General features: G+C 56.3%; 19 protein-coding genes. 2 read left to right on the plus strand and 17 right to left on the minus strand.

Going from position 1 to position 26,048, the window contains the following annotated elements; genetic code table 11:
* Positions 1-11 precede the first annotated feature (11 nt).
* The 15 genes from CLV58_RS28980 to CLV58_RS13700 all read right to left on the minus strand — a co-directional run bounded on the left by CLV58_RS28980 (position 12) and on the right by CLV58_RS13700 (position 19,106).
* A complete protein-coding gene (locus tag CLV58_RS28980; protein ID WP_281257910.1) occupies positions 12-143 on the minus strand; it encodes a hypothetical protein in 132 nt (43 codons plus the stop codon).
* Between the two features lie 10 nt (positions 144-153).
* Positions 154-1,413, minus strand: coding sequence for a glycosyltransferase family 4 protein (locus CLV58_RS13635; RefSeq protein ID WP_106138380.1), 1,260 nt, complete (start codon positions 1,411-1,413; stop codon positions 154-156).
* A 153-nt stretch (positions 1,414-1,566) separates the two neighbouring features.
* Positions 1,567-2,871 carry a glycosyltransferase family 4 protein gene (locus CLV58_RS13640; protein ID WP_106138381.1) on the minus strand — a complete coding sequence of 435 codons (1,305 nt, stop codon included), beginning with the start codon at positions 2,869-2,871 and terminating at the stop codon, positions 1,567-1,569.
* A gap of 41 nt (positions 2,872-2,912) precedes the next feature.
* Positions 2,913-3,797: a glycosyltransferase family 2 protein gene (locus tag CLV58_RS13645; protein WP_106138382.1), complete on the minus strand. Its 885-nt coding sequence runs from the start codon at positions 3,795-3,797 to the stop codon at positions 2,913-2,915.
* Between the two features lie 23 nt (positions 3,798-3,820).
* Positions 3,821-5,050, minus strand: a complete 1,230-nt coding sequence (locus CLV58_RS13650) for an O-antigen ligase family protein (RefSeq protein WP_106138383.1) — start codon at positions 5,048-5,050, stop codon at positions 3,821-3,823.
* Positions 5,047-6,213, minus strand: coding sequence for a glycosyltransferase (locus tag CLV58_RS13655; protein ID WP_106138384.1), 1,167 nt, complete (start codon positions 6,211-6,213; stop codon positions 5,047-5,049). The genes CLV58_RS13650 and CLV58_RS13655 overlap by 4 nt, the downstream gene beginning before the upstream one ends.
* A 9-nt stretch (positions 6,214-6,222) precedes the next feature.
* Positions 6,223-7,131: a glycosyltransferase gene (locus CLV58_RS13660; RefSeq protein WP_106138385.1), complete on the minus strand. Its 909-nt coding sequence runs from the start codon at positions 7,129-7,131 to the stop codon at positions 6,223-6,225.
* A gap of 98 nt (positions 7,132-7,229) precedes the next feature.
* Complete coding sequence (locus CLV58_RS13665) at positions 7,230-8,609, minus strand: flippase (RefSeq protein ID WP_106138386.1); 1,380 nt, start codon at positions 8,607-8,609, stop codon at positions 7,230-7,232.
* 28 nt (positions 8,610-8,637) lie between these two features.
* The gene (locus CLV58_RS13670; protein ID WP_106138387.1) at positions 8,638-9,399 is read right to left on the minus strand and encodes a WecB/TagA/CpsF family glycosyltransferase; all 762 of its coding nucleotides are present in this window, start codon (positions 9,397-9,399) and stop codon (positions 8,638-8,640) included.
* A 27-nt stretch (positions 9,400-9,426) separates the two neighbouring features.
* Entirely contained in the window at positions 9,427-10,122 is a 696-nt protein-coding gene (locus tag CLV58_RS13675; RefSeq protein ID WP_106138388.1) for a sugar transferase, read from the minus strand.
* Positions 10,123-10,197: 75 nt separating this feature from the next.
* Positions 10,198-12,492 carry a GumC family protein gene (locus tag CLV58_RS13680; RefSeq protein WP_106138389.1) on the minus strand — a complete coding sequence of 765 codons (2,295 nt, stop codon included), beginning with the start codon at positions 12,490-12,492 and terminating at the stop codon, positions 10,198-10,200.
* A 35-nt stretch (positions 12,493-12,527) separates the two neighbouring features.
* Entirely contained in the window at positions 12,528-13,289 is a 762-nt protein-coding gene (locus CLV58_RS13685; protein WP_245882315.1) for a polysaccharide biosynthesis/export family protein, read from the minus strand.
* 786 nt (positions 13,290-14,075) lie between these two features.
* A complete protein-coding gene (locus CLV58_RS13690; protein ID WP_106138391.1) occupies positions 14,076-17,495 on the minus strand; it encodes a right-handed parallel beta-helix repeat-containing protein in 3,420 nt (1,139 codons plus the stop codon).
* A 287-nt stretch (positions 17,496-17,782) separates the two neighbouring features.
* On the minus strand, positions 17,783-18,679 hold the full coding sequence (locus CLV58_RS13695) for a glycosyltransferase family protein (RefSeq protein ID WP_106138392.1): 897 nt from the start codon (positions 18,677-18,679) through the stop codon (positions 17,783-17,785).
* Between the two features lie 106 nt (positions 18,680-18,785).
* The gene (locus CLV58_RS13700; RefSeq protein WP_170108703.1) at positions 18,786-19,106 is read right to left on the minus strand and encodes a LytTR family DNA-binding domain-containing protein; all 321 of its coding nucleotides are present in this window, start codon (positions 19,104-19,106) and stop codon (positions 18,786-18,788) included.
* 633 nt (positions 19,107-19,739) lie between these two features.
* On the opposite strand from CLV58_RS13700, the gene CLV58_RS13705 reads away from it, so the two are divergent.
* Both CLV58_RS13705 and CLV58_RS13710 read left to right on the plus strand, forming a co-directional pair.
* Positions 19,740-20,636: a hypothetical protein gene (locus tag CLV58_RS13705; protein WP_106138394.1), complete on the plus strand. Its 897-nt coding sequence runs from the start codon at positions 19,740-19,742 to the stop codon at positions 20,634-20,636.
* A gap of 513 nt (positions 20,637-21,149) precedes the next feature.
* On the plus strand, positions 21,150-24,296 hold the full coding sequence (locus tag CLV58_RS13710; protein WP_106138395.1) for a right-handed parallel beta-helix repeat-containing protein: 3,147 nt from the start codon (positions 21,150-21,152) through the stop codon (positions 24,294-24,296).
* Here CLV58_RS13710 and CLV58_RS13715 read toward each other — a convergent pair.
* Both CLV58_RS13715 and CLV58_RS13720 read right to left on the minus strand, forming a co-directional pair.
* The gene (locus tag CLV58_RS13715; RefSeq protein WP_106138396.1) at positions 24,280-25,356 is read right to left on the minus strand and encodes a hypothetical protein; all 1,077 of its coding nucleotides are present in this window, start codon (positions 25,354-25,356) and stop codon (positions 24,280-24,282) included. The two genes, CLV58_RS13710 and CLV58_RS13715, sit on opposite strands and share 17 nt — an antisense overlap.
* Positions 25,340-25,987, minus strand: coding sequence for an ABC transporter ATP-binding protein (locus CLV58_RS13720; protein ID WP_106138397.1), 648 nt, complete (start codon positions 25,985-25,987; stop codon positions 25,340-25,342). The genes CLV58_RS13715 and CLV58_RS13720 overlap by 17 nt, the downstream gene beginning before the upstream one ends.
* Positions 25,988-26,048 lie beyond the last annotated feature (61 nt).

The following is a 26,048-nucleotide window of genomic DNA, read 5'->3' on the forward strand; positions in this document are numbered from 1 at the left end:
AACGCTGGTTATCAAGAGGGAGTAAAGAAAGAAAGCGCATAAGCCGTCGATGGCCCGGCGATTTCTGAATACGTATCGATGATCGACAGAAGAAGTAAAGCGGCTGCGGTACTGATCGCCGATGGTAGCGGTGGGATAGGCATGGTGTCGTGTCTAGTCGTGTTCCGCCAGTACAGCCGGCTCGCTCAGTATCGCCGGGTAAATACGGTCGGTAAACAGGCGGATTTTGGTGTCCCACAACTGCGTCTGGGCAAAGTCGTAGCCGGCCTGGCCCATCGCGAGCCGCTCGGCCGGGTGGTGGTACATCCACTCGATGGCGCGCGCCAGGGCCGCTACGACCTGCTCCTCCGTACCGACCGGCACGCGGATACCGGTCGAATCGTCGACGAGTTCGGCCTGTCCGTGCAGCATCAGCGTCACGACCGGTAATGAGTAGGCCATCGCTTCCAGCAACTGATGCGGGCAGGAGTCGCGCAGGCTGGTGAAGAAGAAAACGTCCGACTGCTCGTAGTAGGCCTTCACCTGCTGAAACGTGACGTGCCCCACCCAGTCGACTCTGTCGGCCACCCCGTAGCGTTCCAGGTAGCCCGGTACGTGATCGACCATCTCGCCCTTGCCGCCGACAATCGTCAGCGTGACGGGGATGGCCGGGTCGACCTGACCCAGTGCCTGAATCGTTAGTTCGAGCGCTTTGCGCGGCAGGAGTCGCCCCACCCACAGCAGCTTCAGCGTCGCGCCGGGCGTGTGCTGAATCGGTTCGGCGGGCAGAAACGTCCGGCTCAGGCTGGCGTCCCAGATGCGCTCGACCGGCGCTGTTGGCCGTAGCGTACGGGCCAGCCGGAGTGTATCGAGATTGGTGACGATTAACTGATCGGCCTGCCGCACCGTCCGGTAAAAGGCGGGATTGACGTATTGCAACAGCGTACCCACCCAGTCGCGCATCCATTCCCGCGTCCAGAAACTGCCGAAATAGCGTTTCAGCGACTTGGGAGCCCGCTGCCCGCCACCGACCGGCCCGAATACAAACGGTTTATGGAGCCGGTACATGAAACTGCCCAGTTGAATGCTGCCGTATGAAACGTGGTGAATCAAATCGATCGGGTCTGTTTTGTCCAGTGCCAACGCCAGGTTCGAGGCCGTCCATTGCCAGTAGAGGTAATGGAAATACATGCCGATCAGTCCCTTTCCGCAAAACGTATCGACCCAGTCGGGAACGTGTACGTAATGGACCGTCAGGTTGGGGTACTGACCGGAAGCCAGGATCGGATCGATTACCGACTGACCGTCTTTCTTGGTCAGGCAGTGCACCCGATACCCGTTCTGACTCAATGTCGACGCGTAGGTCCAGCCGGTTCCTTCTTCGGAGCCCTGACCAGGTATGCACGCGTAAGCCGAGATCAATACAGTTTTCATAACGTTGGAATAAGACGCGCTAACCGGTGGGGTACACCTGAAAAACAGTCGGGCAGGCGTCGGATGAACTGTCGTTGCGGAGTTAATCAGCGGGTAACATGATGCGGTTGGTCGATGCGTGGGATAGATAGATATACTGTTGACTACCTGTGGTTAGCCGAGCCGGTAGTCCGAAAACTGACCCAGTTCGACCGGTTCCGGCTCCCGAACCGACTGCTGTACTGCTGCGGTTGCCAGGGCCGGGTACCAGTTGTCGGAGAAGAGCTTTACTTTCCTGTCCCAGAGCTGCGTAAGGGCAAACCGGTAGGCGGTCTGTCCCATCTGTTGCCGCTCGGTCGGGTGGTGCCACATCCAGGTCAGGGCCGCTGCCAGATCGGTCGTGACCTGCTCGGGCGACCCGACCGGCACGCGGATGCCGGTTTCGTCGCTGACGATTTCGCCCTGGCCGTGCAGGTTCAGTGTCACGACCGGTAGCGAATAGGCCATCGCTTCCAGCAGCTGATGTGGCCCCGAGTCGCGCAGGCTGGTCAGGAAAAAAACATCGGCCTGTTGCAGGTACTGTTTGACTTCGTTGTGCGATACGTGCCCAACCCAGTTGATGCGATCCTGCACGCCGTATTTCTCGATGTACCCCGGAACGAGATCGACCATGTCGCCCTTACCGCCAACGATGGTTAGCCTGATCGGTACGCTGGGGTCTACCTTGCTCAGTGCGTGAATGGTGAGTTCCAGCGCCTTCCGGGGTAGCATCCGGCCGATCCAGAGCGCGTTCAGTTCGCGACCGGGTTCGTGGCTGATCGGCCCTTCCGGTAAAAACGATTGCCCGATGCCGCCGTCGAGTACTTTGTCGATGTCACCCGTCCGGCGGTAGCGCCGGGCAAGTTCGTAGGTGTCCGAGTTGGTCACGATGACGCGATCCGCTCGTTTGATGGTGTTGACGAAGGCGGGATTGATTCGCTCCAGCACCGCGCCGACCCAGTCGCGCATCTGTTCGCGACGCCAGTAGCCGCCGAAATACTGCTTCAGCGACGCCGGCGATTTCTGCCCACCACTGACCGGTCCGAAAATGAACGGCTTGTTCAGGCGGTACATGAAACTGCCCAGCTGAATGCTGCCGTAGGTAATGTGATGCACCAGATCGAATGGACGCCGACGATCCAGCCGGCGGGCTACCTGACTGGCGGCCCACTGCCAGTAGAGGTAATGGAAATACATGCCGGCAAGCCCCCGGCCGTACGATTGCTCGACCCAGTCGGGAATCGTTACGTAATGGACCGTCAGGTTGGGCCATTGCCCACTGGCCAGCGCCGTGTCGATGGCGTCTTTCCCTTTTAGTTGGGTCAGGCAATGAACGTCCATCTGTTCCTGACTCAGCGTAGTCGCGTATAGCCAGCCGGTTGCTTCTTCCGAACCGATGTTAGGGATGCAGGCGTAGGCCGATAGTAGTACTTTTTTCATAGTGCGTGTGTGGAGAATTAACAACCGTTGCCGATGCGTGCTTAGCCGAGCCGAACTGTCCGCAGTTTACGCAGCAGGAAGCCCGCGCAGATCCGGCCAATGTCGAAGCAGAAATACAGGTGCTTAGTGCGCGAATGTTCGAGTGCGAAGTTGTACCGGACGGTTAGGTTGGTTGGGGATTTTATGGAGGTGAAACTATTGATAAACTGTTTGAACGTCAGGCCCTTCTCGACCTGGATGCCCGTCGCCTGAACGATTTCGTAGACAATACTTTTGGCGTCGACGATCAGGCGGTACCCGGCTTTTTTAGCCCGGATCGAAAACTCGATGTCGGCCATGTAGTGCGCGTACTTTTCCGCGTTGAACAGCCCCGCTTTGGCGAAAACGTCCATCGGGATCAGCGTACCCCGGCCCGGCAGCGACTGCGACTCGACGTGGTCGGTTTTGCCGATCAGGTTCGCGTAGCTGTACTGGTAGTCGGCCGCGAGATGGCGACCACCGGCCGTGTAGAGTTCAAAGGCCGAGCCGGCGTATTCGAGCCGCTCCGGATTGGTGCTGTCGACACTGACCGATCCAACCAGGCAGGGGTGGTGCACGTCGTAGGCATTGAGCATGCTTTGCAGGTAGTCGGGCTGCACGATCGTATCGTCGTTCAGCGTCAGCACGAAATGCGGCCCATTGCCGTCCGGCTGCTTCATCGCGTACCGGATGCCGACGTTGGTGGCTTCGGTCCACCACAGGTTCCCATCGCCTTTGATCAGCACGACGTCGGGAAACTCGGTCTTTATCATGGTATCGGTACCATCGGTCGACCCGTCGTCGACGACAATCACCCGGAAGTCGCGGTAGGTCTGGGCCGATAGGCAGTTCAGGCATTGTCTGGTATAGGCAAGCCGATTGTGGACAGGAATAACGACACTAATCATAGGTAAGAACGTTAAGTAGCGGACTATTGATGAATCGGTTCGAGCAGGTGTTCTTCTTCGTGTTCCTCCGGCATGGTGAACTGGGGCGTGGGGCGCTGCCGACCGTAGAACATGCCCAGCCCGAGCAGGCCCCAGTAGTACACGGGAAGCTGGTACGAGATACCGTAGACAAGGCCACCGGCCAGAAACCCAAACAGAACCAGTTGCTCGATGGAGTACGACCGTTTGCCGCTGTACAGGACATAGAGCGTGCCCAGGATAAGCAACAGGTTGATAGCCAGACCAACTGCGCCGTAGTTATACAGCTGGTCGACATATTGCGAGTGGATGATCGTGCCTTTGTCGGGGAAATCTTCGTGGCGCATCACTTCCCCGCGATCGTAGCCTTCGTAGCGCCAGCCCAGAATCGGCCGTTCGGGGACCAGCGCCATGTAGTGCTGCGATTGTTCGAGCCGCCAGCTGCCGGTATTGTCTTCCTTGGGGTCCAGAATACCGCTGATGCTTTCCATGAAATCGTCGAACTTATGCTCGGGCAGCATGCCCACCAGCGGGGTCGACAGGCCGATCAGCATGATGAACAGCATAAACGTCCGGGCAATGGGAAAGCCGTTCACCGACGAGCGGCTGATCATCATCAGGCCCGTGACCAGCCCGGCCGAAAACACCGCCGTCGAGATAACCGAGCGGTGCAGCAGGATGACGATGAACAGAAAAACGGCCAGCGACGCGAACAGGTGAATCAGCTTGTGCTCCTTGTAGTACTGCACCAGAAAATACAGGAACGGCACGACCAGATACAGCGATTCGGGGGCTGTCGTGGTGCGGCTTTCCGACGAGAACGAGTAGGCGTAAATCTGACCGAGCAGAATCTGGTTGACGAAAAACAGAATCAGCACCAGATACCCGATGTACTCGAACCGGATATGGCCCGCCCGTACGGCTGCGTAATAGGCCGTGATGGTAAGCGCACAGTAGGTGAATCGCTTGATGACGAAGTAGGAATATACGTATTCGCCGTATTCGTACTTCGACTCCAGAAAGAGCAGCAGCGCCCCGATAAAGATGGGCCACGACATGACCTTGTAAAACCGGGGCATGTCGAAGTAGCAGATAACCAGTGAGACCAGGCCGACCAGGGCCATACCGCTCGTTACCTTGTCGAGGATCGGGTTCAGGGAATCACCACCGTAGGTAAGCGGACTCAGCCCGAACAGAATCATGAAGAGCGCGAATCGAAAGAGCCAGATCATCATGACAGTACAGGGGTAGGTGCCGGCGCAACGGGTTGACTGGCACGGGTTAGCTGTTGATAGTAAGCGAGAAGCTCGCTAAGATTTTGCTGGTGGTCGAAGACCTGCGCGGCATGAGCCGCCTGCTGATCGGCCACCGCCTGCCGCTGATCGACGTCGAAGTAAGGCAGCAGTTCATCGACCAGCTCCGTCGGTTCCTGACTCGCCAGCAGCCCAACGCCATTGGGCACCATTTCCGGGATGCCACCCGTTGGCAGAGCCACGACCGGCACCCCAACCGCCATTGCTTCGATGAGGGCGTAGGGGCAGTTGTCGTTCAGAGCCGTGTGCACGTACAGATCGCTCTGTGCCACCAGCGTCCAGGGGGCCGACTGCCGACCGTGGAAAACGACGTGGTCGGTCAGTTGCCACTCGGTAGCCAGGGCTTCGTAGTCTGCTCGTTTCGGGCCGTCGCCGATCAACTGGATGCTGAAGTCTGTCCGGCCGCGTCGCAGCAATTCCCGACCGATTGCCAGCAGCAGTTGCTGATTCTTGCGCTCGTCGAGGTAGCCCACGTTGCTGATCGTCAGCTGCCCCGTGTCCATACTGCGCCGACGAGCCACGCTGTCGAGCTGAACCGAGTTACGTAGAATCCGCTTGTCGATACCCGCCGGTAAAAAGTGCTTCGATGTCGTATACGCGTAGTTTGAGACGAAGACGTAGTGGCGGATGTGCGAAAACAACCGCATGTACCACTTCGTCAGCTGCCGCGTCACCGCCGGCTTCAGCGAAAAGGCGTTCGTCAGTTCGCTGACCGGGTCATCGTTGAAGTGACAGGTCAGCACGACCGGCGTGTTAGTGCCAAGCGCCAGCCGGGCCGCTGCGCCCGACCGGGGGTCCTGCGCGTGAATCAAATCGATGCCCGTGTGCCGCAGCCGACGGGTGGCCAGGTATACCCCGGTGAAGTAGGCAAACTCGTCGTAGGTGACCGCGAAGGTGCCGCCCAATGGCCGCATCAGCCGTTTGGCCAGCCCAAGAAACTTACGCCAGCCAACGGGCGTACTGCTCGCGTCGACTACCTGCACCCCAACACCGTTGGCCGCGAGATCGCGGGTCAGCGTTTGGGTGTACGTGACCACGCCCGAGGGCGAATCCGTAGCCAGATAGGTTGCAATCAGTACGTTCATCGACAGGGCTTATTTATTCATGAATTGATAGAGCCGCAGCGTGTAGATGGTATTGGGGCGCTTGCGGAAGTTGTTGAGCAGGCTGTCGGCAGCTGCTTCGCCGTAGAGCAGGAAGTTGTAGAACCGGTTCTTCCGATCGGTCGACAGCTGACTGAACGTCGCCTTAACCGACCAGAACATAAACATGAGGAAGCCGTACTTATTACCGTGCGCGTTCTGGAAGACCCGGCGCTCGTTCCGAATGCGATAGTAGTTCTTCCACGCACCCGGCCAGGGGATACCATCGCGGTCGACGGACGGTGGGTGAAACAGCAGGGCGGTGGGCACCGTAACCACCGGGAAGTTCATCTTGATGGCACGCGTCATGTACTCTACTTCGTCGCCCCAGATAAACAGCTTCTTGTCGGGGATACCGATGGCCCGGATTACCTCCGAGCTGATGAGCGTTCCGTTGAACAATGACGCTACCCCGTATACGAGGTCGTAACCGCCCATGTCCGACACCTTCTGGAAATCCTTGTTGTTCAGCCGGACGAAGAACGCCAGCTCCTCGTGATTCTTGTTACTGATCGACACGCAGTTCTTGATCGCCGGGCCGATGTTGGGCGACGTCATCAGGTTGTGCAGTGCGTCGGGCGTTGGTACGCAGTCGTCGTCCATGCACCAGATTTCATCGTGCCCATCTTTGTACGCCCGCTCGATGCCCGTCGCGAAACCACCCGCCCCGCCCAGGTTCGCCTGCGTAACGACGGTCAGGTCCGGTTGCTCGGCGAGCCACTCGGCGGTACCATCGTTGCTGCCATTGTTGACGACATAGATGGCGTCCGACTGTAGTGTTTGTTCGCGAATGCACGATACGCACACCTTCAGGTCGCTCAGTCGGTTGTAGGTAACGATTAACGTTGCTATTGTTTTCATAACTCGTAAGCGCGCATCAGCACGATTGGGTTGGCTGATGGACAGGTTCTGTAGCCGTTGGTTAGTTGGAGCAGGTGAGGGTATTCGCACGACCGTGGTCAATGCCGCGAAGGAATCAGTTTGGTTACGGTGCGCAGCCGGGCTTTGGTGAAGGCAACGGCTTCGCTGAACGCAGACAGCTGAATGACGTCCACCTGCTGTGACCGCAAGTAGATATACATGGCTACCGTGATGCAGCCTTCGGTAATCACCCAGGCCCAGGCCGCGCCCACGTGGCCGGCCGTTTTGATGAGCAGCAGGTTCAGGCTCAGCCCGATGACCGAGCCCATGGCGGTAATGGCAAAAAAAGCTTTGTCCATCCGGAGGTTCAGCATCGTATGCAATCCCAGCAGGTTGCTGAGGCCGATTGCCAGCGGCAGCAGCGACACGATGCGCAGGATCGTAACGGCATCGCGGAACGCTTCACCGTAGAACAGCGTGATGAAAAACGGCGCGATAATCCAGAGTCCCAGCGAGATAAGGCCCATGAAAGCTGCCAGTGGGAAAAACGTCGTTCGGACCAGCCGCAACCCCTGTTCGCGGCTCCGCCCGAAAGCGTTGGCAACGATGGGGAAAAAGGCCTGGTTGAGCGCGATACCGGCGAAGGCGCGGCTGATGCTTTCCAGCCGGGTGCCGGCCGAGAAGATACCGACGTTGTAAGCGTTGCTCAGCAGGCCCAGCAAAAAGACGTTGGAACCCGCATACAGCGTAATCGTCATCGATGAGAAGAACAGCGTACGGTCGTCGATAAAGCGTTGCTTCAGGTTGGTCCAGAGCGGCCAGGTTATCGTCAGGTTGTAGCGCCGAATAGCGACCACCAGTGCTACTACGCTAACCAGCACCTGGGCAATGCTCATCGACAGGTTTTGGTAGATGTAGTCGCCTGGCTGCCGGATCAGTACGAACACGGAAAGCGAGAACAGTACCTTGACAATCAGGTTGAACAGCGCGACCCGGCTCAGGTCTTCCATGCCCTGGTACAGCCAGAGCGGAAACAGCACTATCCCGATGCAGGTCAGGTACGAGCAGGTATGCAGCACCCACTGTTCCCGGAATTCCGGAACGGCGATGACGATACCCGCAAACAGCACCGTCGACAGTAGCCACAGCAGGATTTTACCGGCCAGCACTTCGCAGAACACCCGATTTATTTCGGCCGTGTTGCTCCGGTTTGCCGCGATACTCCGAACCGCAGCCATGTCGAAGCCGTAGTTGATGACCAGGTTGAAGTAAGCAATAAACGCCAGCGAGAAATTGAGCATACCCAGCCGCTCCGGCCCGATAATGCGGACGACGTAGGGCACGGTGAGCAGCGGTAACAGCATGTTGGCCAGTTGCACGCTGAACAGCGAGGCCACGTTGACGACGAAGCGTTTGATGACCGACTGAGACTCAGCAGCCGTGGGTTCCTCGATAGATTTGATTTCTTCGCTAACCATTGGTGGATATTAACAGCAAGAATGCGGATCAGGCGTGTGACGAACGCGGGCCGGTCAGGGCTTCTTTCAGATTGAACAGGATAAACAGGGGCACGACGCGCAGGTAGCGGCTTGCCAGTCGCTTCGGCTCCATCATCAGGCGGAAAAACCATTCCATCGACAGCCGTTGAATCCAGCGCGGAGCCTGGGCTACCCGGTTCGTGTGAAAGTCGAACGCGGCACCGACCGTTACCAGAAAGTTGACGTTTACCAGTTGCGACAGGCGGGCGGCAAAACGCTCCTGCTTGGGACTACCCAGGCCAACCCAGACGATGTTGGCACCCGATTCGTTGATGGTTTTGGCCAGCGCGTGCAGTTCGTCGTCCGTCATCTCGCGGAAAGGCGGGCAGTACGTGCCCACCACCCGGCTGTTGCCGAACTTGCGGCTGACGGCCGTTTTCAACTCATCCGCGACGCCTTCCTTGCCACCGCAGAAGAAGTGGGTTACCTCACGGCTGGCACCCTGCGACAGGACCAGTTTGAAGAAGTCCGGGCCGTAGCAGCGGGTCATCTGATCCGCGCCTTTCCAGCGGCCCAGCCATACGCTCGGCATACCGTCGGGCAATACCCAGTAGAACGAGTCGAGCAATGCCTTGAACTCCGGCTTTTTATAGGCCGTTACCAGCCCGTGCGCGTCGGTCGCGCTGATGCAGTGACTGTGGCGGGGCTGCGTTTTGGCGCAGGCGTCCAGACAGGTTTGTACGGCCGAATCCAGACCGGTGTCGTACAGATTGATACCTAATACATTCATGGGTTGGGGTAGTTAAAGCACTGAGGGTTAGCGAGCGTTCTTGTTGCCGTTCAGGGCCGCTTTGACCGTCCACCAGCAGATTTTTACATCGAGCCGCGACGATTGCCGACGGATGTAGAGGTGATCGTACCGAACGCGGCCCTGCATCTTGTAGAGTACGTCGGTTTCGCCCCGTGCGCCCCGTGCCTGGGCCAGTCCGGTGATTCCCGGCCGAACGGCGTACCGGTCTTTGTAGCCCGGCATCGAGTGCCAGTACTTGGCGTCGAGGGGGAGCGGGTGGGGGCGAGGGCCAACGACGCTCATCTGACCCAGCAGCACGTTCAGAAACTGAGGCATCTCGTCCAGGTTGCTCCGGCGCAGCATGTGTCCCAGCCGCGTAACCCGAACATCATTCGCCGTTACCTGCTTGAATTCCGCATTGGGTGCGTGGGTCATGGTGCGAAACTTGAAGCAGCGAAACGGCTTCCCGTCGCGTCCCGTGCGCATCTGCACAAACAGAATCGGTCCCCGCGACGACAGCTTTATCAGCAGGCCAATCAGTGGGATAAGCCAAACCAGTACCGTAACCGACACAATACCGGCTATGGCCAGGTCGAAAGCCCGTTTCTCCAGGTTCCGCAGGTCACTGCGGCTCAGAATCCGGGTTTTTTTATGTGAGCTGGTGAGTACGTCCCCTCGTTCCTTCTGAGTCTGTTTGCTCAGATGAGTATACGTTGTCGACATAGCTAGTGTAGTTAACAAAAAATAACGTGAGAAGTAGCGCGTGATTCAGCCTGAATCCGTCTGATTCGTACCGGTTTAGCGGTACGAGTAACTGTTTTTATACTGGTGGCTGTAGTGGTACGAATTGCCGCGTTCTACTGCGTTGAGAATGATGCTCAGGTTCTGGAAACGCTGTTCCTTATGCATCTTGTCCAGAATCTTCAGGCAATGCTTGGGTGTCAGGCCATGCCGAACGACGAACAAGGTCGAGTCGGCCATCGGAGCGAGCAGCTGCGCGTCCGTGACAATACCGATTGGTGGCGCATCGACCATGATGTAGCGGAATCGCTCACGCAGCTCACTCATCAGCGTCCGCACTTCCAGACCGCTCAGCAGCTCGGATGGGTTCGGTGGCAGTGGTCCACTGGGGATGATGAAATAGTTTGGGTGGCCCGGTACGGGTTGCAGGATTTCGTCCAGCGTCGCGTCGCCGTTGAGGTAGTTACTCAGTCCAACGCTGTTGTCGATGCCGAATACCTGGTGCAGGCGGGGCATGCGCAGGTCCATCTCCAGAATTACCGTGGGCTGTTTGAGCATAGCCATGCTGGCACCCAGGTTAAGCGACACGAACGATTTGCCTTCCCCGCTGATGCTCGACGTAAACAGGATTACCTGACTGGCCGTGAGGTCGACGTTGCCGATTTGCAGGTTGGTGCGGATGGTCCGGATCTGCTCGGCAATTACCGACTGCATATTCTGACCAACGACCATTACGTCGCGTTTCCGTTTGTTCATCACCTCCCCCAGAATCGGGACGTGGGTCATATCTTCGACGTCGAGCCGGCGCGTCACCTTTGTGTTGACGGCGCTTTTACCCGCGATCAGCGCCGTTGGAACCAGCAGACCGACCAGCCCGAACAGAGCGTACATCACCGCGCCGACGGGTTTGACCGGTGCGCTGCCAGCCGCTGGGAGGTCGACTACCCGGCTGTCGGCCTGGGTGGCGGCAAACAGGACCGCCAGTTCTTCCCGCTTTTTCAGCAGGTAGGTATAAAGGTCGTTTTTGATACCCTGCTGCCGCGTGATGTTGACCAGTGCCCGTTCCTGCTGCGGAATGGCCCGAATCGACGTTTCCGTTTGCTGACTCTTGCCCGAATACTCCCGCTGTGAGTTTTCCAGCTGGCTTTTCATCGTCTCGATGTTCTGGCTGATGTTGGCCTTCGTGTTGCGGATCTGCTTGTCGAGCGTTACCAGCATCGGGTTTTCCTCCGAGGTGGTCGACGCTTTGGTTTCGCGTTCCAGTTCCAGGTCCGACAGCTTATTGATCTGACCAAGCAGGGTAGCGTCCGTCAGGCCGAGCGTTGCGGGGGTGCTGCTACGTTTCCCCGATGAATTGTTGATGAACTTTTGCAGATCGTTCAGCGACGCCAGTTGAATGTTGATCTGGTTTAGCTGCGCATCGTTCTGCCGGGCCGTCTCGACCAGCGCCGTCGCTTGCGAACTCAGGTCCGTGATACCCTGACTCGATTTGTAGGATTCTACGTCGCGTTCAACCGACGACAGTTCGCCCGATACCATACGCAGCCGTTCTTCCACGAACTTGAGCGTACTGGCCGCTACTTTGTTTTTGTCGAGAACAGCCGCTTGGTTGTATTCCTGAATCAGCCCGGTCAGCACGGCTTCGCCTTTTTCCGGCACGGCATCGTCGAGCGTCAGGTTAATCACCGTCGACGTCTTGCTGGTTGGTTCAGCCTTCAGTTTGCCCAGGTAGTTACCGATGGCAGCAGCCCGTGGCATGGCCTGGAGGAAAATGCTTTCGGTCGTGTCGCTGACGGGCCGGCGGGTGACGATCCGCAGTTCACCGTACGGCGTACTGGCCAACTGGTTCAGCGGATAGTTTTTCTCATCGATCCGCACGGTTTTGTTATCGACGAAGTCGAGTTGAACCGGCTGCTTGTACAGTGCATCGTTGCCCTGCACGACGGTCACGATTACCGGTGAGTTGGCGTAGATTTCGCGTTTGCCGAACGAGGTTTGCCGCAGGTATTTCGACGTCAGGTTCAGGTTATCGACAACCCGGCCCATGAGCGACGATGACTTCAGTACTTCCAGCTCGTTCTCGACCACTTTCTTGGGCGAGTAGGTTTCCAGTTCTTTCAGCGGATTGCTTTGTTCGCTCCCCCGCTTTTCGTCCTGAAGCATCAGGCTGGCTTTGGTACGGTAGATGGGTTGCTGATACAGCAGGTACACGTAGGCACCGGCCAGTGCAACGACCAGCGATGCCACAAACCAGGGCCACCGCTGCAAAAACGGCTGTAAATGAGCCATCGCCGATGAATTGGTTGGTTCAACCACCTGGTAAGGGACGTATGATTGGGAGGATTTGGCCATAACAAGTTGAGTTAGCTAGGGATGCATAACGGCTATTAGCGCCGGGTAGCGATGATGGCAAGGAGGGATAGAACGCCGGTAATGACTGGGGCAATGATGTAAGCTCGGTCGACACTGGTAGCGCGTGCCTTACCCGGTTCGACGTAGATGATATCGTTGGGGCGCAGGGCGTAATAAGGTGATTTAAACGTCTCGCGCTGGGTCATGTCCAGGCGGGCGAAAATGCGTTTGTTCCCCTCATCGCGAATGACCAGTACGTTGTCGCGTCGGCCATAAATGGTCAGGTCGCCGGCTAGTCCCAGGGCTTCGGGTAGCGTTATCTGCTCATTGGGGATCGTGAACAGCGACGGGCGGGCCACTTCGCCGAGTACGGAAATCCGGAAGTTGGTATTCCGCACAATCACAGTTGGTTCCTTAAGGTACACTTTCAGCTTGCTGGCAATCAGGTCGCTGGCTGCCGTATTGGTCAACCCTTCGACCGCCAGCTGCCCGATCAAGGGTAGTTTGATCGTGCCGTCGGCCGCTACCAGATAGCCGGTCTGACGAGCCAGCGGGTTGGTCGTCGCGTTGAGCGTGGTGTTGTTGTCGGCTACGGCGGCCGGATTGAAATAGCCCGATGCTTCGGCGTTCAGGCTGCTGACCTGTACCGACAGCATGTCGCCTTTACGAATGGTAGGTACGTAGGCGGGGGCTACGGTCAACGTGTCTTCCCGGGTTCCGGCCGACTGGAAATAGGCTAGTTTTTTGACGGGAGTACAGCTACTGATCAGTACAATGCCTGCAATCAGGGCAAGCATATACGTTCCGATGCGTTTGCTGTTATTTTTGGGGGTACCTGGCATTACTATGAATCTTAAAATATGGGTAATGGTCGTGGTTGAACGAAGGGCAGTTTTCTGTATTATTGGGTAAAAAAGTAGCGTTAACACAAACAATACAATTGTTCGTGTTTTAAGGTCTTCGGTACTTGTCTGTGGTTACTTATCGAATGAAGAATTGCGTTTTTTTATGCCCCAATCGAATCGTTAACGTCAACTTTCCAAAAAGAAACGGATGCACTGAGCCTTGTGAGCAGTCAGAAAAAGTCAACGCGTCAATTGCGTTGATTCAGGTCAGTATGGAAGTACGGTAGCAGCAGGAAAAGCGCGCCGTTTTGCGGCCGATTTCCTAGTCAAATATCAGGTATAAGACGATTTTGATGCGCCTAACAGATACTAATGTGATCTATTGGCTAGGTATATTTATTGAATAAAAAATTTATAAATACGTTGATTTATAGCTGTTTGTAATATTATAAGTTTTCTTATACAAGAAAAGGTAAATAAATGAATTTACCTTTTCTTGTTGTTAATATGACTTTTACAAGTAATACCATCTAAGACATTTATTGACGTAACTGTCCTTTTTGAGGGAGTGGTGATGCCGAATTATATCCAACAATGAAATCGTTATATAATAAATACGCAACTAATTTATCGGGCTGGTACTTTATCGTGTGACCTGGTAGGTTTTTACTTTTTTAGCGTAGCAGAATGGACTGCATTTTTATAAATGTGTCGATAAATAATGAGTAGAAAAGCCCATTAGCGTGTCCGGAATAAAAGCTGTGTCTGATCGTCCTCACCGTTGGTAAATCCATTGCCGGGTGTTGAGTCAATATCGGGCGTCTGGCAGCCGGAAATTTCCGCGTTGCCGGTCCATGTTCCTGGCTGACTGATTTTCACGCGGAACCAGACCGTTTGCTGACTACCGACCGAAATACTTGCCAGACTTGTCGACACGACGGAACCGGAACTAGCCCAGTTCGCACCGTCGACAAATTGGGCACCCGTTGGTAACTGGTAGCGCAGTTGAACCGGGCCGGACGCGCTCCCGCCGGTATTGGCCACCGTCAGGCTTATACTGATCACGTCGCCCACCGCAGCAACCGGTTGACTGATTACGCCCGCCAACGACAGGTCCGTGTAAGTACTGTTCGGGACCGGCTGATTGGTAATCACAGGCGGCAGGGGAATCTGGTTCGGATTGGCTGATGCGTAGATAACGTCGGCCGGTTCGATGGTGCGCATATCGATCTGGGCCGCATCATCCTCCCCGTCGGCGGTGCCTGAGTTCGGCGAACTGTCTGGGTCGGGGAGGGGGGCGCTGCTGATCTGAGCTGCCAGTCGATACAGACCCGCCTGTTGCGGACTGACGGTGAACACAAAGGTTGTGTCGCTGCCGGCATCCAGGTGATAGGCCGATCCGGTTAGCAGGCCATCCTGATACAGCAGGCCGGGGGCCGACGCTACGGCGAGGTTCGCCGGGAGCCGACACGTCCACTGTACCCGACCATTCATGGGGCTGCTGTCCTCGTTCCGCAGCGTTACCAGTACGGTCTGTTTGTCGTTCAGCCGGACAGCCCGGCTCATGGTACGAAGGGTCAGCGATAGATCAATGGAAGCTGGTCCCGTCAGCAAGGATGTATTACGCATCAGAACGACCGATGAGAACGGGCTGACCTGTATGGTGCCGTCGGTATTCTGATTCGTCGTGGCGTTGGCCTGTAAGGCCGTTGTAATCGTGCGGTTTCGGTAGATGTTGCTGAGTTGAATCAGGCTGTCGCGGGAGGTGGGGTTGTAAGCCAGGTGAATCGAATCGGCGGGGCTGGCGACGGTTAGTTCAGCTTCCCGCAGGTTGACGTTATCGAACCAGACCGTTTGCCCATTTTCCATCAACTGCGTTACCAGGAGTGTATTTGCTTCGCTGTCGGTGGCTGTAAACGCCATTTCGACGTGCTGCCGGTCGGGGCCAACCCAGATCGTTTTCCGATTGCTGACATCCCGGTAGCCGGCGTCACGTTGCCGCAGATAGAACGGCAGCTTCTGCCCCGCACCCGACCCAATCGCGTCGAACTGAAGCAGGTAGTTTTTGCCCTTCGTCACGGCCCCCACGTTGACGAAGGCAAACAGGTACGAGTCACGCTGGTTCGACGCGCTGGTAAACCCGATACGCAGGCTGTTGCCGTCGAGCTTGCCCGACTTGTCCTGCACAACCTGGGTGTTGTTGTTCGGACCCCAGGTCGACCAGTCGCCGTTGTTTACGTCAAATGTCTGGTTCAGCCGGACGTTACCAAGCTTGGTTACGGTATAGTTACGATACAGCACCGGGCTGTTGACCGAGGATGCATCCTGCCCTGACTGGGCCTGCCATTCACTCAGCGACAGGTCGTTGCCGATAATCGATCCGTTGACCCCTTTGACGGCTCTGATCTTGACCAGATCATCGAACGGACGGGCGTAGGTATTCTTCGTGAACGTACCGTAGCTGCTGAGGTCGTCCATCGTCGATTCGTAGGCCGCAACGAGTTGACTGGCGGTTTTACCGATGAACAGGTTGTTTTGTACCGTGTTGTTGCGCGCCGGACACACGTTGTTGTTATGGGAGATCCGGAACTGCGCTTCGTCGTTGTCGATGCTGGTGTTGTCGCTGGTGATGGTCGTATTGGTGGCGTGCAGGTAAATACCAATTCCCGCGCAGCCGAACACCGTGTTCGACTTGGTTTCGATGTTGTAGGTGCAGTCGTCGAGGTAGATACCGTTGGCACCGGAATAGGCCCCGCCGGGTGTGCCTTCGGGGGCCCCCATTCCGCCGTAGACAATGTTCGACAGAATCCGGTTGTTGTTCATTGCCAGCTTATTACCATTCCAGACGTAGATGCCGCCCCCGTCGCTTTTGGTCAGGCAGAAGTTGGAAATGATGTTTCGCTGGACCAATGCATTGTTGACGAAGCAAATGCCGTTGAAGCCCAGACTGTCGAGGACGTTGTCTTCCAGCACCAGCCCCCCCGAGCCGTTGGACAGAATCCCGACCGACTGCCCATCACCACTGCGGCCCCGGCCGGCCAGTACGCCCACGTTACGGATGGTATTCCGGCGGATGGTAACGTTCTGGTAAGGGGCCGACGTGATACCGTTGTTGTTGATGTTGTAGAGTTGCGAGTTCTGAATGACGGCGTTACTGCCGTTACCTTCCAGCAGAATACCATCTTCCCCGGCGTTACTAACGTAGAGTTCTGTCAGGGTCAGGCCAGTTGCATTGACCGCCCGCAGGTTGGTTTTTCGTGCCTGCGTTATGTGCAGGTTCTGCACCGTTACGTAACTGCTGCTGATAAGGACCGCTTCGTCGTAGGCCGTGGCGGTCAGCGCGTTCGACACCGGTTGCTGAGTCTGGTAGAGCTGAACGGTTTTGCTGGTCGCGTCGTAGTACCATTCGCCGTTCTGATCGAGCGTAGCCGGGTGATTCTGGATGAAGTAGCCCCAACCGTCGGCCAGCGTGTAGTTGGTATTGTTCGTCAGTGAAAGTGTGTTCCCATTCTGACTGGTGATCGGTGCCCGGTCCAGAATCCATTGAACGGGCCTGACTACGACTTCCGCTCCGACCCAGTTGGTTGTCAGGGCCTGCTGGCTGGTTAGCTGCGTTTTGCCGCTGTGTGCCTGCACCGTCAGGTACCCTTTGTTGGTGTCGGTCAGATTCGGGTAGCGGCCCAGCGGCAGGGCTATGTTATTGGCAAACAGCCCCGTTACGCGGCTCCCACAGTCGGGGCAGGCAGCCTGCCATTTGTTGGTGCCCATCTGCACCCAGCCGGTCAGGGGCAGGCTGCCACTGAGCGTCGGTCGCTGCCCGGTACCATACGCGTCGATACGAATGGGGGCGTTGGTGGTGCCGGCCTGTCGGATGGTGAGCGTACCGCGAAAGGTGTCGCCCCGCCGGAACAGAACAGCGTCGCCGGGGCGCAACGTCAGGGTGTTAAGTTTGGTCAGCGTCAGGAATGGCGCATCGGGCGACTGACCCGAGTTCGCATCATTGCCTGAATTGGCGATGTAGTAGGTCGTTTGTGCCGTGCAGGTACCGGTGAGCAGCAGGCTACGGATAAGAAGGAGGTAGACGAACAGGGGCGCAGATAGCCGACGGCGGATCGTCGCCGAATGGATTCGGCAAAACTGGGTAGTAAAAAGTCCCATTAACTGGCGTAAAGTCGGTAGGTATAGTCACGGTATTTTCTGAATGGGTTAGCTTGGTCAGCGTTCGCGAGGAGCGGTCAGCGCTGCCGTATAAATGCGCTGTGCACTAAGTGTACCAAATTTCTATATACTAACTTGGTTAAGCTTTTCTGTTGCCTATATTATAAAAATAGTAACACAAAATAGTAAAATAAGTCAATAAAAAGCCCTGCCTACCGGACGAGTTGATGTGTATCAACTCATTCCGGTAGGCAGGGACAGGTATTTTTGAAGACTAACTGCAGGAATTAGCGCATACCAGCGTACGTCTTCAGCTTATTGAAAATGCGGGTTGGTATGCTGTATTTGTTTAGCGTCTGCCGATGATAATAGGGTGTCGTATCGATATGGTCTGTTAACGTAAACGTGCGTCGTGTTCCATCGTCAAGCTGGGTTTTATACCGATTGTAGATGTTGGTATGCGTTGCCTGGTCGCCGAAGCCAATGTTTTGAACCTTCGACACGGTCGGGTAAACACTGAGTCCGTCGGCCCGAAACCGATTGTAGCAGAACCGAATATCCCAGGCATCCGAACGGCCTTCCATCTGATCCTGTAACATCTTTACTAAATCGGAGCCGCCCTGCATAAACGCTTTCTGCTGCCGCCGATCACCCGCAAAAGCCGGGTAATCGGTCATGTCCCAGTCGATGGCCTGCCAGCGGTCGCGCCAGGTGGCCCAGCCCCAGGGACTGTGCCGTGGAATCAGGTACGTATCGGTCGTATGGTCGACCGGCTGTTTGAAGGGAAAGGTATACCCGGCAATCGAATACACGCGCTTGTGCGACTCGTAATGAACCAGACACTGATTCATGTAGTCCAGGAAATTGGGGGACGTGATCAGATCGTCTTCAACGATGATCGCCGTTGGGTACCGGTCCAGCACATACGAGATGCCCCGGATAATGGAGTCCGCGCAACCGATGTTTTTCTCCGCATAATCCCGGTAAATCGACTTGAACCCCGTGATACCATCCATCACGGCATGCACGTCGGCAACACCGGCTTCATCGGTTGGTTTTTTGGGAGCGTCGACGAAAATAAACAAGTCACTTTCGGGGGCCAGGTAATTGGCCTGAAGTGCTTTTATCGTTGCTTTCAGCTCGGTGGGACGCTTGTAGCCGAACAGAACAATAGGAGCAGGCATAATTGGACAAGCAAAGGATACATACAGGTCGCTTACGATTGCCGGACAGACTCGGTACGACGACTGGATACGGGGTCAGGCGACGGTTACTGACGTGGCCGAACCGCTATTGAACAGCTTTAAGTTGTGTATCGGTGTAGGTCAGGCGACTGCGCGATACGGGTAAAATCTTGCCATTGTGCAGTTGCACCCAGCCCGCTCGGCTTTTGCGTTGTTTGAATTCACGCACGTACATCGGGTTAACGATCGCGGAGCGGTGAACCCGGATGAAATCGAGCTTTTGGTCGAACCACTGTAACGGATGCGTGACCAGCGTGAAGCTACCATCCCGGTAATGTACGCGGGTATAGTTGGCCTCGCCCTCAAGCCAAACGATCATGTCGACAGGGGTAGGCTGCCTGTGCGCAGGCAATTGAACTGTAGTCATAGTTCTTTGTTCGTTGTGTAAGATATGGGTCATTACAGAATGTACCCGCTGTGGCAGCACAATGCGGTAGCATTATGCACGGCAATACAGGAATTTTCAAAGACAGCTACGGCTACTTGACGGCATACTGTATTTAGCTTCGGGGGAAGGGCAATCAGCAATTACGTCGTCAACGGTGTACAAATATTTAGCGGGGAAAATTGATATACACAATAGCAAACGGGATTATTATCTACCGTGCCGATAGTGTAAGTAAACCGGAGATAGAACTGTTGTTCACGAAAGAGCAGGAGGTGAGATAGGCAAGATACCATAACTGGAAATAGGTAAATAAAAGCACGGTACTTTTCTTATTTCCTATGAAACTTATTCGATAAATGCCCACTAGTACAGTTATCCCGTTTTGGCATCTAAGCAGGTTTTCTAGAGTCAACGATCATAGTCTACAAAATGACTGCTTTTTTAATGATCTTATAATGAGATAATTAGGCCGGGGGCCATACGATAATCATTCATGGAACAGTGGAATCCTGGTTGGAATGATGCGTATCTTCGTAAAGTAATCAACAAGATCTGTTACCAGCTACAGCATACACGGCGGAGCCAATCAGCCCCTGATGTAGCGATTGGCCTATGACAACCTCTGAATTAACCAGCAGTGAGCAGTCGCTGACGTTTCCCAAAACGATACCAGGCAAACCTGTGTTTCTGGTGCTGCGAGTAACGACCGATGAAAAAGACGGGCGCGTGACAGCCTCGACTGACCTGCCTGCGGTATTTCAGCTTGCCAGTGACGCGCGCCCGATTTTTGGCGCGATGCTCTCCCTGACTTACGAGCCGTCGGGAACGTACATACATATACGATACCAGCCCGACCGGGCGGGCTTGCATGAAGGTACACTGACACTCCAGTCGGCAGTCGGTACCCGAACCGTAGCGCTGACCGGGCGATGCAGCCGTATCGCAGCTACGCATACCAACGCCAACAAGGTACTGACCCAAACCGTCGCGTCGCGGGAAGCGAATTCGACTACCCGGCGAACCGGCAAGCTGATCGCAGGCGCTGCGGTCGTAGTCGCCCTGCTTTATACGGGCGTTACCTATCGTTGCCAGTTGCTGCCGTCTTTGTGCCGGCAGGACGCGAGCGTTGGTTCACAGCCGGTGGTTCGGTCAACTCTACCGGCAGTAGGTACCACGGCTCCTGTACCGGTTCCAGAACGAACGGCAGCGGTCGAGCCGATTACCGAACGTGCCGTGCCAGAAGCCGCCGACCGGAGCCGGCAGAAACGGGTACGTACCAGCGCGGAGGGGCGTGACCGGCGATCGGCACGCGTAGCTGAGCCCACCCGGACCGCCGAAGTCAAGCCCTCGCTAGCCGCGAATCAATCGGCTACTCGTTCGGTTGTCACCAAGCCGGTGCGGGCCGAGAAGCCCCGGTTCGAGCCGGTTCGTCCGGCAAAACCAGCCGCCGAAACCGAAGAGAGCGATCTGGAACGTGAATTAAACGGTCGTACCAACCAGAATCGGTAGCCCACAAAAACCCGGTTTTCAATGACAGTCCCTCGATAGACGCGCTACTGCGTACGTCTGGGGCCTGCTCTGTTACCAGGGTAATCGTTTTCGGGCGTGCATGCGTTTATAGTATACCGGTTAGCCACTTTGCTTTCCCCCCAGCGTTCACTGTTTACGATACTACAACCGTAAAAACACTACGCTTACTAAATAAATAAAGCGCGAAATCACTAGTACTTATCAGGTAAGATACTGATTGATAGAATATTGTATGGATTTGGTAAATGTGCGTACTGAACAGTGATACAACTTAGTCTACAGAAATAGGGTTTTATCGAGGTAGATTTGCAGATTTACCGTGCCTGAAAGCAATTCCCGGTTCTATCGACACCATTAGAAAAGTGGCGCGTGGTATCCGGGGATAATCGCAGGCAGGCGTTCGCACCAGGCTAGTGCTTCTTGTTTACATCTTCAGCTACAATTGCAGCTACTGCCTGATGGTTGTCAGCGCTGTCTGTTTCGTAAGTACCTATGAATACGTTGCGTTTTGCTGTGCTTTGGGGCTGTATGCTGTCGGTCGTGTCGTCGGTCGTCATTCAGTCGTGGGCGCAGACAACGTACTACGTAGCCGTCAACGGGAAAGACGCCAATGATGGTAAGTCCGTCGTGACGCCGTTTCAAAGCCTGAGTAAAGTCAGTAGTCTACAGCTTGTGCCCGGCGACGCTGTTCTGTTCCGGCGGGGCGACACCTTTCGCGGTACGCTCACCATCCGACAGGCCGGCACTGCCAACGCCCCCATTCGCATCGACGCGTATGGTACCGGGCAGCGACCGATCCTCAGTGGCAGCCTGCCCCTGACCGGCTGGGTGCAGACGGGCACCAACAAATGGCAGGCTGCCTGCCCCGACTGTGGGAGCCGCGTAACGGGACTGTTTGCCAATAACATAGCCCTACCGCTGGGCCGCTACCCGAATCCGCAGGAAGCCGATGCCGGTTTTCTGACAGTGCAGGGACACGTTGGCAACAATCAGTTGACCAGTCGGCAGGCCCTGACGACCAATTGGGTTGGCGCGGAAGTTGTCGTCAGGCCTACGCACTGGATCATCGACCGCGCCACCATCACCGGGCAGCGTGGTAACACACTCAGCCTGACTAACCCATCGAACTATGCCTTAACGGATGGTTGGGGCTACTTCATTCAGAACCACCCGGCAACGCTCGACCAGGACGGCGAGTGGTACTACGACCCAGCGAAAAAGGTCATCTTGCTCTACCAGAGTCGTACTGACCCCAATGGGCAGTCAGTCACGGCTACAGTGTTTGATGATGGTGTCGTACTCACCGACGTGTCGAACATCAGCATTCAGAATGTGCAGATCATGCAGACGCGGAGTCACCATCTGTATGGCAGTAACGTGTCTGGCCTGACACTGACGAACGTCGACCTGATACACGCGGGCGAAGATGGTATTACGCTGGTTGGGACGGGACAAAACGTATCCATCAGTCAGGTGCGGATGACCAACGTCAATAACAACGGGATCAACGTCGGCCAGTATCAGAACGTAACGCTGCGTAACAATACCCTCCGCACTATTGGCCTGAACCCTGGCCGGGGGAAAAGTGGCGACGGACAGTTTTGCGCCGTTCAGTCGCTGGGGCAGGACGTGCTGATCGAAAACAACGTCATTGACAGTGTTGGCTATAATGGGCTGTCTATCTGGAACAACACGACCGTCCGGCGAAACAGCATCAGCAACTTTTGCGCGATCAAGAGCGACGGGGGCGGGATTTACCTGTGGAACGGCAACAAGCTGCCGATGAGCAATATCGCCCTTCAGCAAAACGTGATCTGGGGGGGGATCGGCACGACCTCGGGTACGTCCGATATGGTGTTTAGCGGTGCCCACGGTATTTTCATGGACGATTGCACCGCAGGCATTACGATTCAGGACAATACGGTATTTGGCTGTAATGGCACTGGACTGGCGCTGCATGGGGTCAACAACGTAAAGGTGCTGCGCAACGTCAGTTTTAATAATCAGCTTGGGCAACTGAGCCTATACACCTATTCGGGTGAATGTCTGCCCCGTGACAACGTCATCCAGAACAATAAATTCGTTGGGCGGAATAGTACGCAACCCGTGGTACTTTTCCTGTCGAGTCAGGACGATCTGCCCGCTTACGGCGCAATCGATCATAACTACTACGCCCGCCCCTTCGACGATGTACTGACGATCAGGACAGTGTATAACGGAAACGTCGTGGCTAACCTGTCGTTGTCGCAGTGGCAGGATAAGTTTCAGCACGATTTGTTCTCGCACACAAGTCCGCTGCGTTACACGGGTTACACACTGCAAAACCTGAGTACGTCCAGCCGCATTGCCGATTCCTTCAGTCAAGCGGTCAACGGCTGGGAGTCCTGGAGCCTGCGCGGGAACGGCCTGGTCGGCTGGGACAAGAACAGTCCACTGGATGGCGGTAGTCTGCGGATGACGTTTTCGCCCCCGTCGCCTGCCCGTGACTCGTACCTGTTGCTGTACAAATCCATGCAGGCGGTGGCCAAAGGGAAATCGTACATACTGCGGTTCGATGCCATCACGCAGGGCGTCGATCAGCGCATCGACGTGTACATCCGCCGGCGCGACGCCCCGTACAGCGACCTGACCTCCCGATCGACCCGGCTGGTCACGACGGGACGCCAATCCTACGAAATCGCGTTTACGGCTACGGATTCGGAGTCGGATGCGCTGCTGGCGTTTCAGCTACAGGAAAATGGGCAGCCCATCTGGCTCGACAATGTGTCGGTGCAGGAAGCGACCGTCAATGCCGTCGAACAGGGGGCGTACATGCAGTTACTGAACAATCCGGGTCTTCGCGATAGCACGTTTACGCTCGCTGGTAATGCCCGCGACCTGCAAAACCGTGCCTACACCGGACAGGTTACACTGTCTCCTTTTCAGTCGGTTGTGTTGCTGCGGGATACCTTACCAGCCGTCGACGTAAGCCTGGCGATGCAACTGGCGAAGGCAACGGTGCCGATTGATGAACCGGCGGTGGTATCGGTGCGCCTGCGCAGCGGAGCGGGGGCGGTGAGTCGGGTTGCTAACCGGGTGCAGTGGGCGTGTCGACTGCCCGCTGGTCTGACTTTGCTGGATGCGCCGGGGCTGGTCTGGCGTGACAGCACCGTCATGGGTACGGTGCGAAAACTGGACCGCGACACGACCTTTACCTTTCGGGTCCGGGCTACGCAGACCGGGACGTATCAACTGGCCGCGCAGGTTACGGAAACGGCTTATGCTGATCCCAACAGCTCGTCGGATTCGGGAACGGACGACAATGAAAACGACATGGCCCGGATCAGCTTCAAAGTCGTCACCCGTGGTTCGCTGGATACGGTCAGCATCGTAACCGATATCGAACCGACCTTACCGCTGATCTTGAACGCCGTCTATCCGAACCCATCGTCGGGGGGCTTTACGTTCGTCGCGGACGGTGATCTGCAACAGCTGCGTGTTTTCGACCTGGCGGGGCGCGAACACCTGCATATCGGTCCGACCCGGCGCGAACAGCCGATTCGGTTCGGTTCGGAACTACCGACCGGGCAGTACGTGCTCCGGCTGATTTACAGCAGTGGCGACGCCCGTTCCGTAACGCTTATCAAGGCGCAACCCTGAGCGGAAGCCGTCGGAATCGGCTAACCACGATCGTTGCACCCCAGCCCAGGGCGCACCAGACTGACGCAGGCACATGAGCCATAATCGTCAGTAAACCAAGCACGAAAGCCGCAAACAGACAGGCCAGCCAGCGGTCGGGATCAACCTGTCGGCCGTAGACCAGCGTGTGCAGCAGCAGCAGCCAGCCCAGTCCAGTCAGCCAGAGTAGTAGCACGTACTGTACAGCAACCGCGTCGGGACAATGACGCAGCAACAGGGCCAGTTCCGGTAGCCAGATTAGCGCGTACAGCGCCAGATACTGCGTAATCCGTTGCCAGACCGAATACGGCATGTTGTCGAGCAGGAGCAGGTAATGCCGGTCAAACGCGCTAACCTGACGACTGACGGCTGCATGAAACAGAACCGCCAGCAATAGGCCAATCAGAAGTAACCGCTCGTCATAGTCGTCGGTGGGGTAGAGTAGGCATACACCCACCAGTAATAGGCCCGAGGAAACCTTCGTCAGTACCAGCGAAATGGGTTCTTTACGAAGCCAGTACGTCGGAAAAAAAAGCAGATAGGGAATGGGAAGGGACGGTAGCGAAAGCCGTAGCCGGGTCGGCGACGGGTGTCGTAGCCGGTAATCGACCCAGATTACGCTCACGGTAACCAGCCCCGTTACCGCTGTGGTGATGGCGTAAACGGCAGGCCACTGCGCAAAACGGACGGCCCGAAACAGCATCCAGCCCGCATAGCCGAGGATTGGAATAAGCAAGTCAACAACTACCCACAGCCAGATCAGTCCGCGAACCGGGGCCGCGATCAGCCGAAAGGCGTTGAAAAACAGCTGCTCAGGAGCCGCGAGCTGTGACCGGACGAAAGCGACTGCCTTCAGGGTATAAAGCCCCCACAGGAACATGAAGAAACCGAGTAGCATCGGTGAGCCGAGGGCCGCGTCGATCAGGGCTTCGTGGTCGGATGCGCGCATAAAGCCAAATGCCAGCAACAGGCCGATCAGCAGGGTACCGGCGTTCTGCGCGTAGAATGGGCGTACAAAGAGCCGGCTAACCAGTGAACGCATCGGATGTCAGGTGTATCGTGCCAGTACTGATCTGCCAGGTGGCTGTGATGGGTAATCCGGTGAGCGCAACGTCCTGGTGGGAGGTCAGCCAAACCGAAACGCCCCGTCGAACCTGCTGATGCACAAAGTCGAACAGCCGGGCAGCCGTTTCGACGTCGAGTGTCGTCAGGGGCTCGTCGAGCAAGACCAACTGCGGCCGACCCAGCCAGGCCAGCAAAAGCGATAGTTTCTTGAGCATACCACTCGAATACGTTCGGGTCGGCTGCGTCCAGAAGGCTGTAACGCCCAGCAGATCGGCCAATTGATCAACTTGCCCGGCAGGCGCTCGTTTAGCCTTGGCGACAAAAGCGGTCAGGTCGCGGGCAGTCAGAAAGTCGGGGTAAACCGGCTCTGCTTCCGCGTAATTCACCCGAAGCCGATAGTCGACAGGCTGGCGTTGGCTGTCGTAGGTGTTGTCGAGCAACACCGTCCCGGTGAAGGGCAGCAGCCCCGCTACGATACGCAGGAAGGTCGTTTTGCCCGAGCCGTTGCTGCCCCGGAAATAGTGAATGCCGGGCGGAACGGTCAGTTTAGGAACGGTCAGTACGGTTTTCCCTTCGTACGCTTTGTTTAGGTCGGTAACAGTCAGCACAGGTAGTGGCTAGGGCAGAGGTTCGGCTGTAAAACTACGCCCGTAAGCCTGCTGCACCTGT

The organism is Spirosoma oryzae (genome assembly GCF_003002825.1).
GTDB classification, from domain to species: domain Bacteria; phylum Bacteroidota; class Bacteroidia; order Cytophagales; family Spirosomataceae; genus Spirosoma; species Spirosoma oryzae.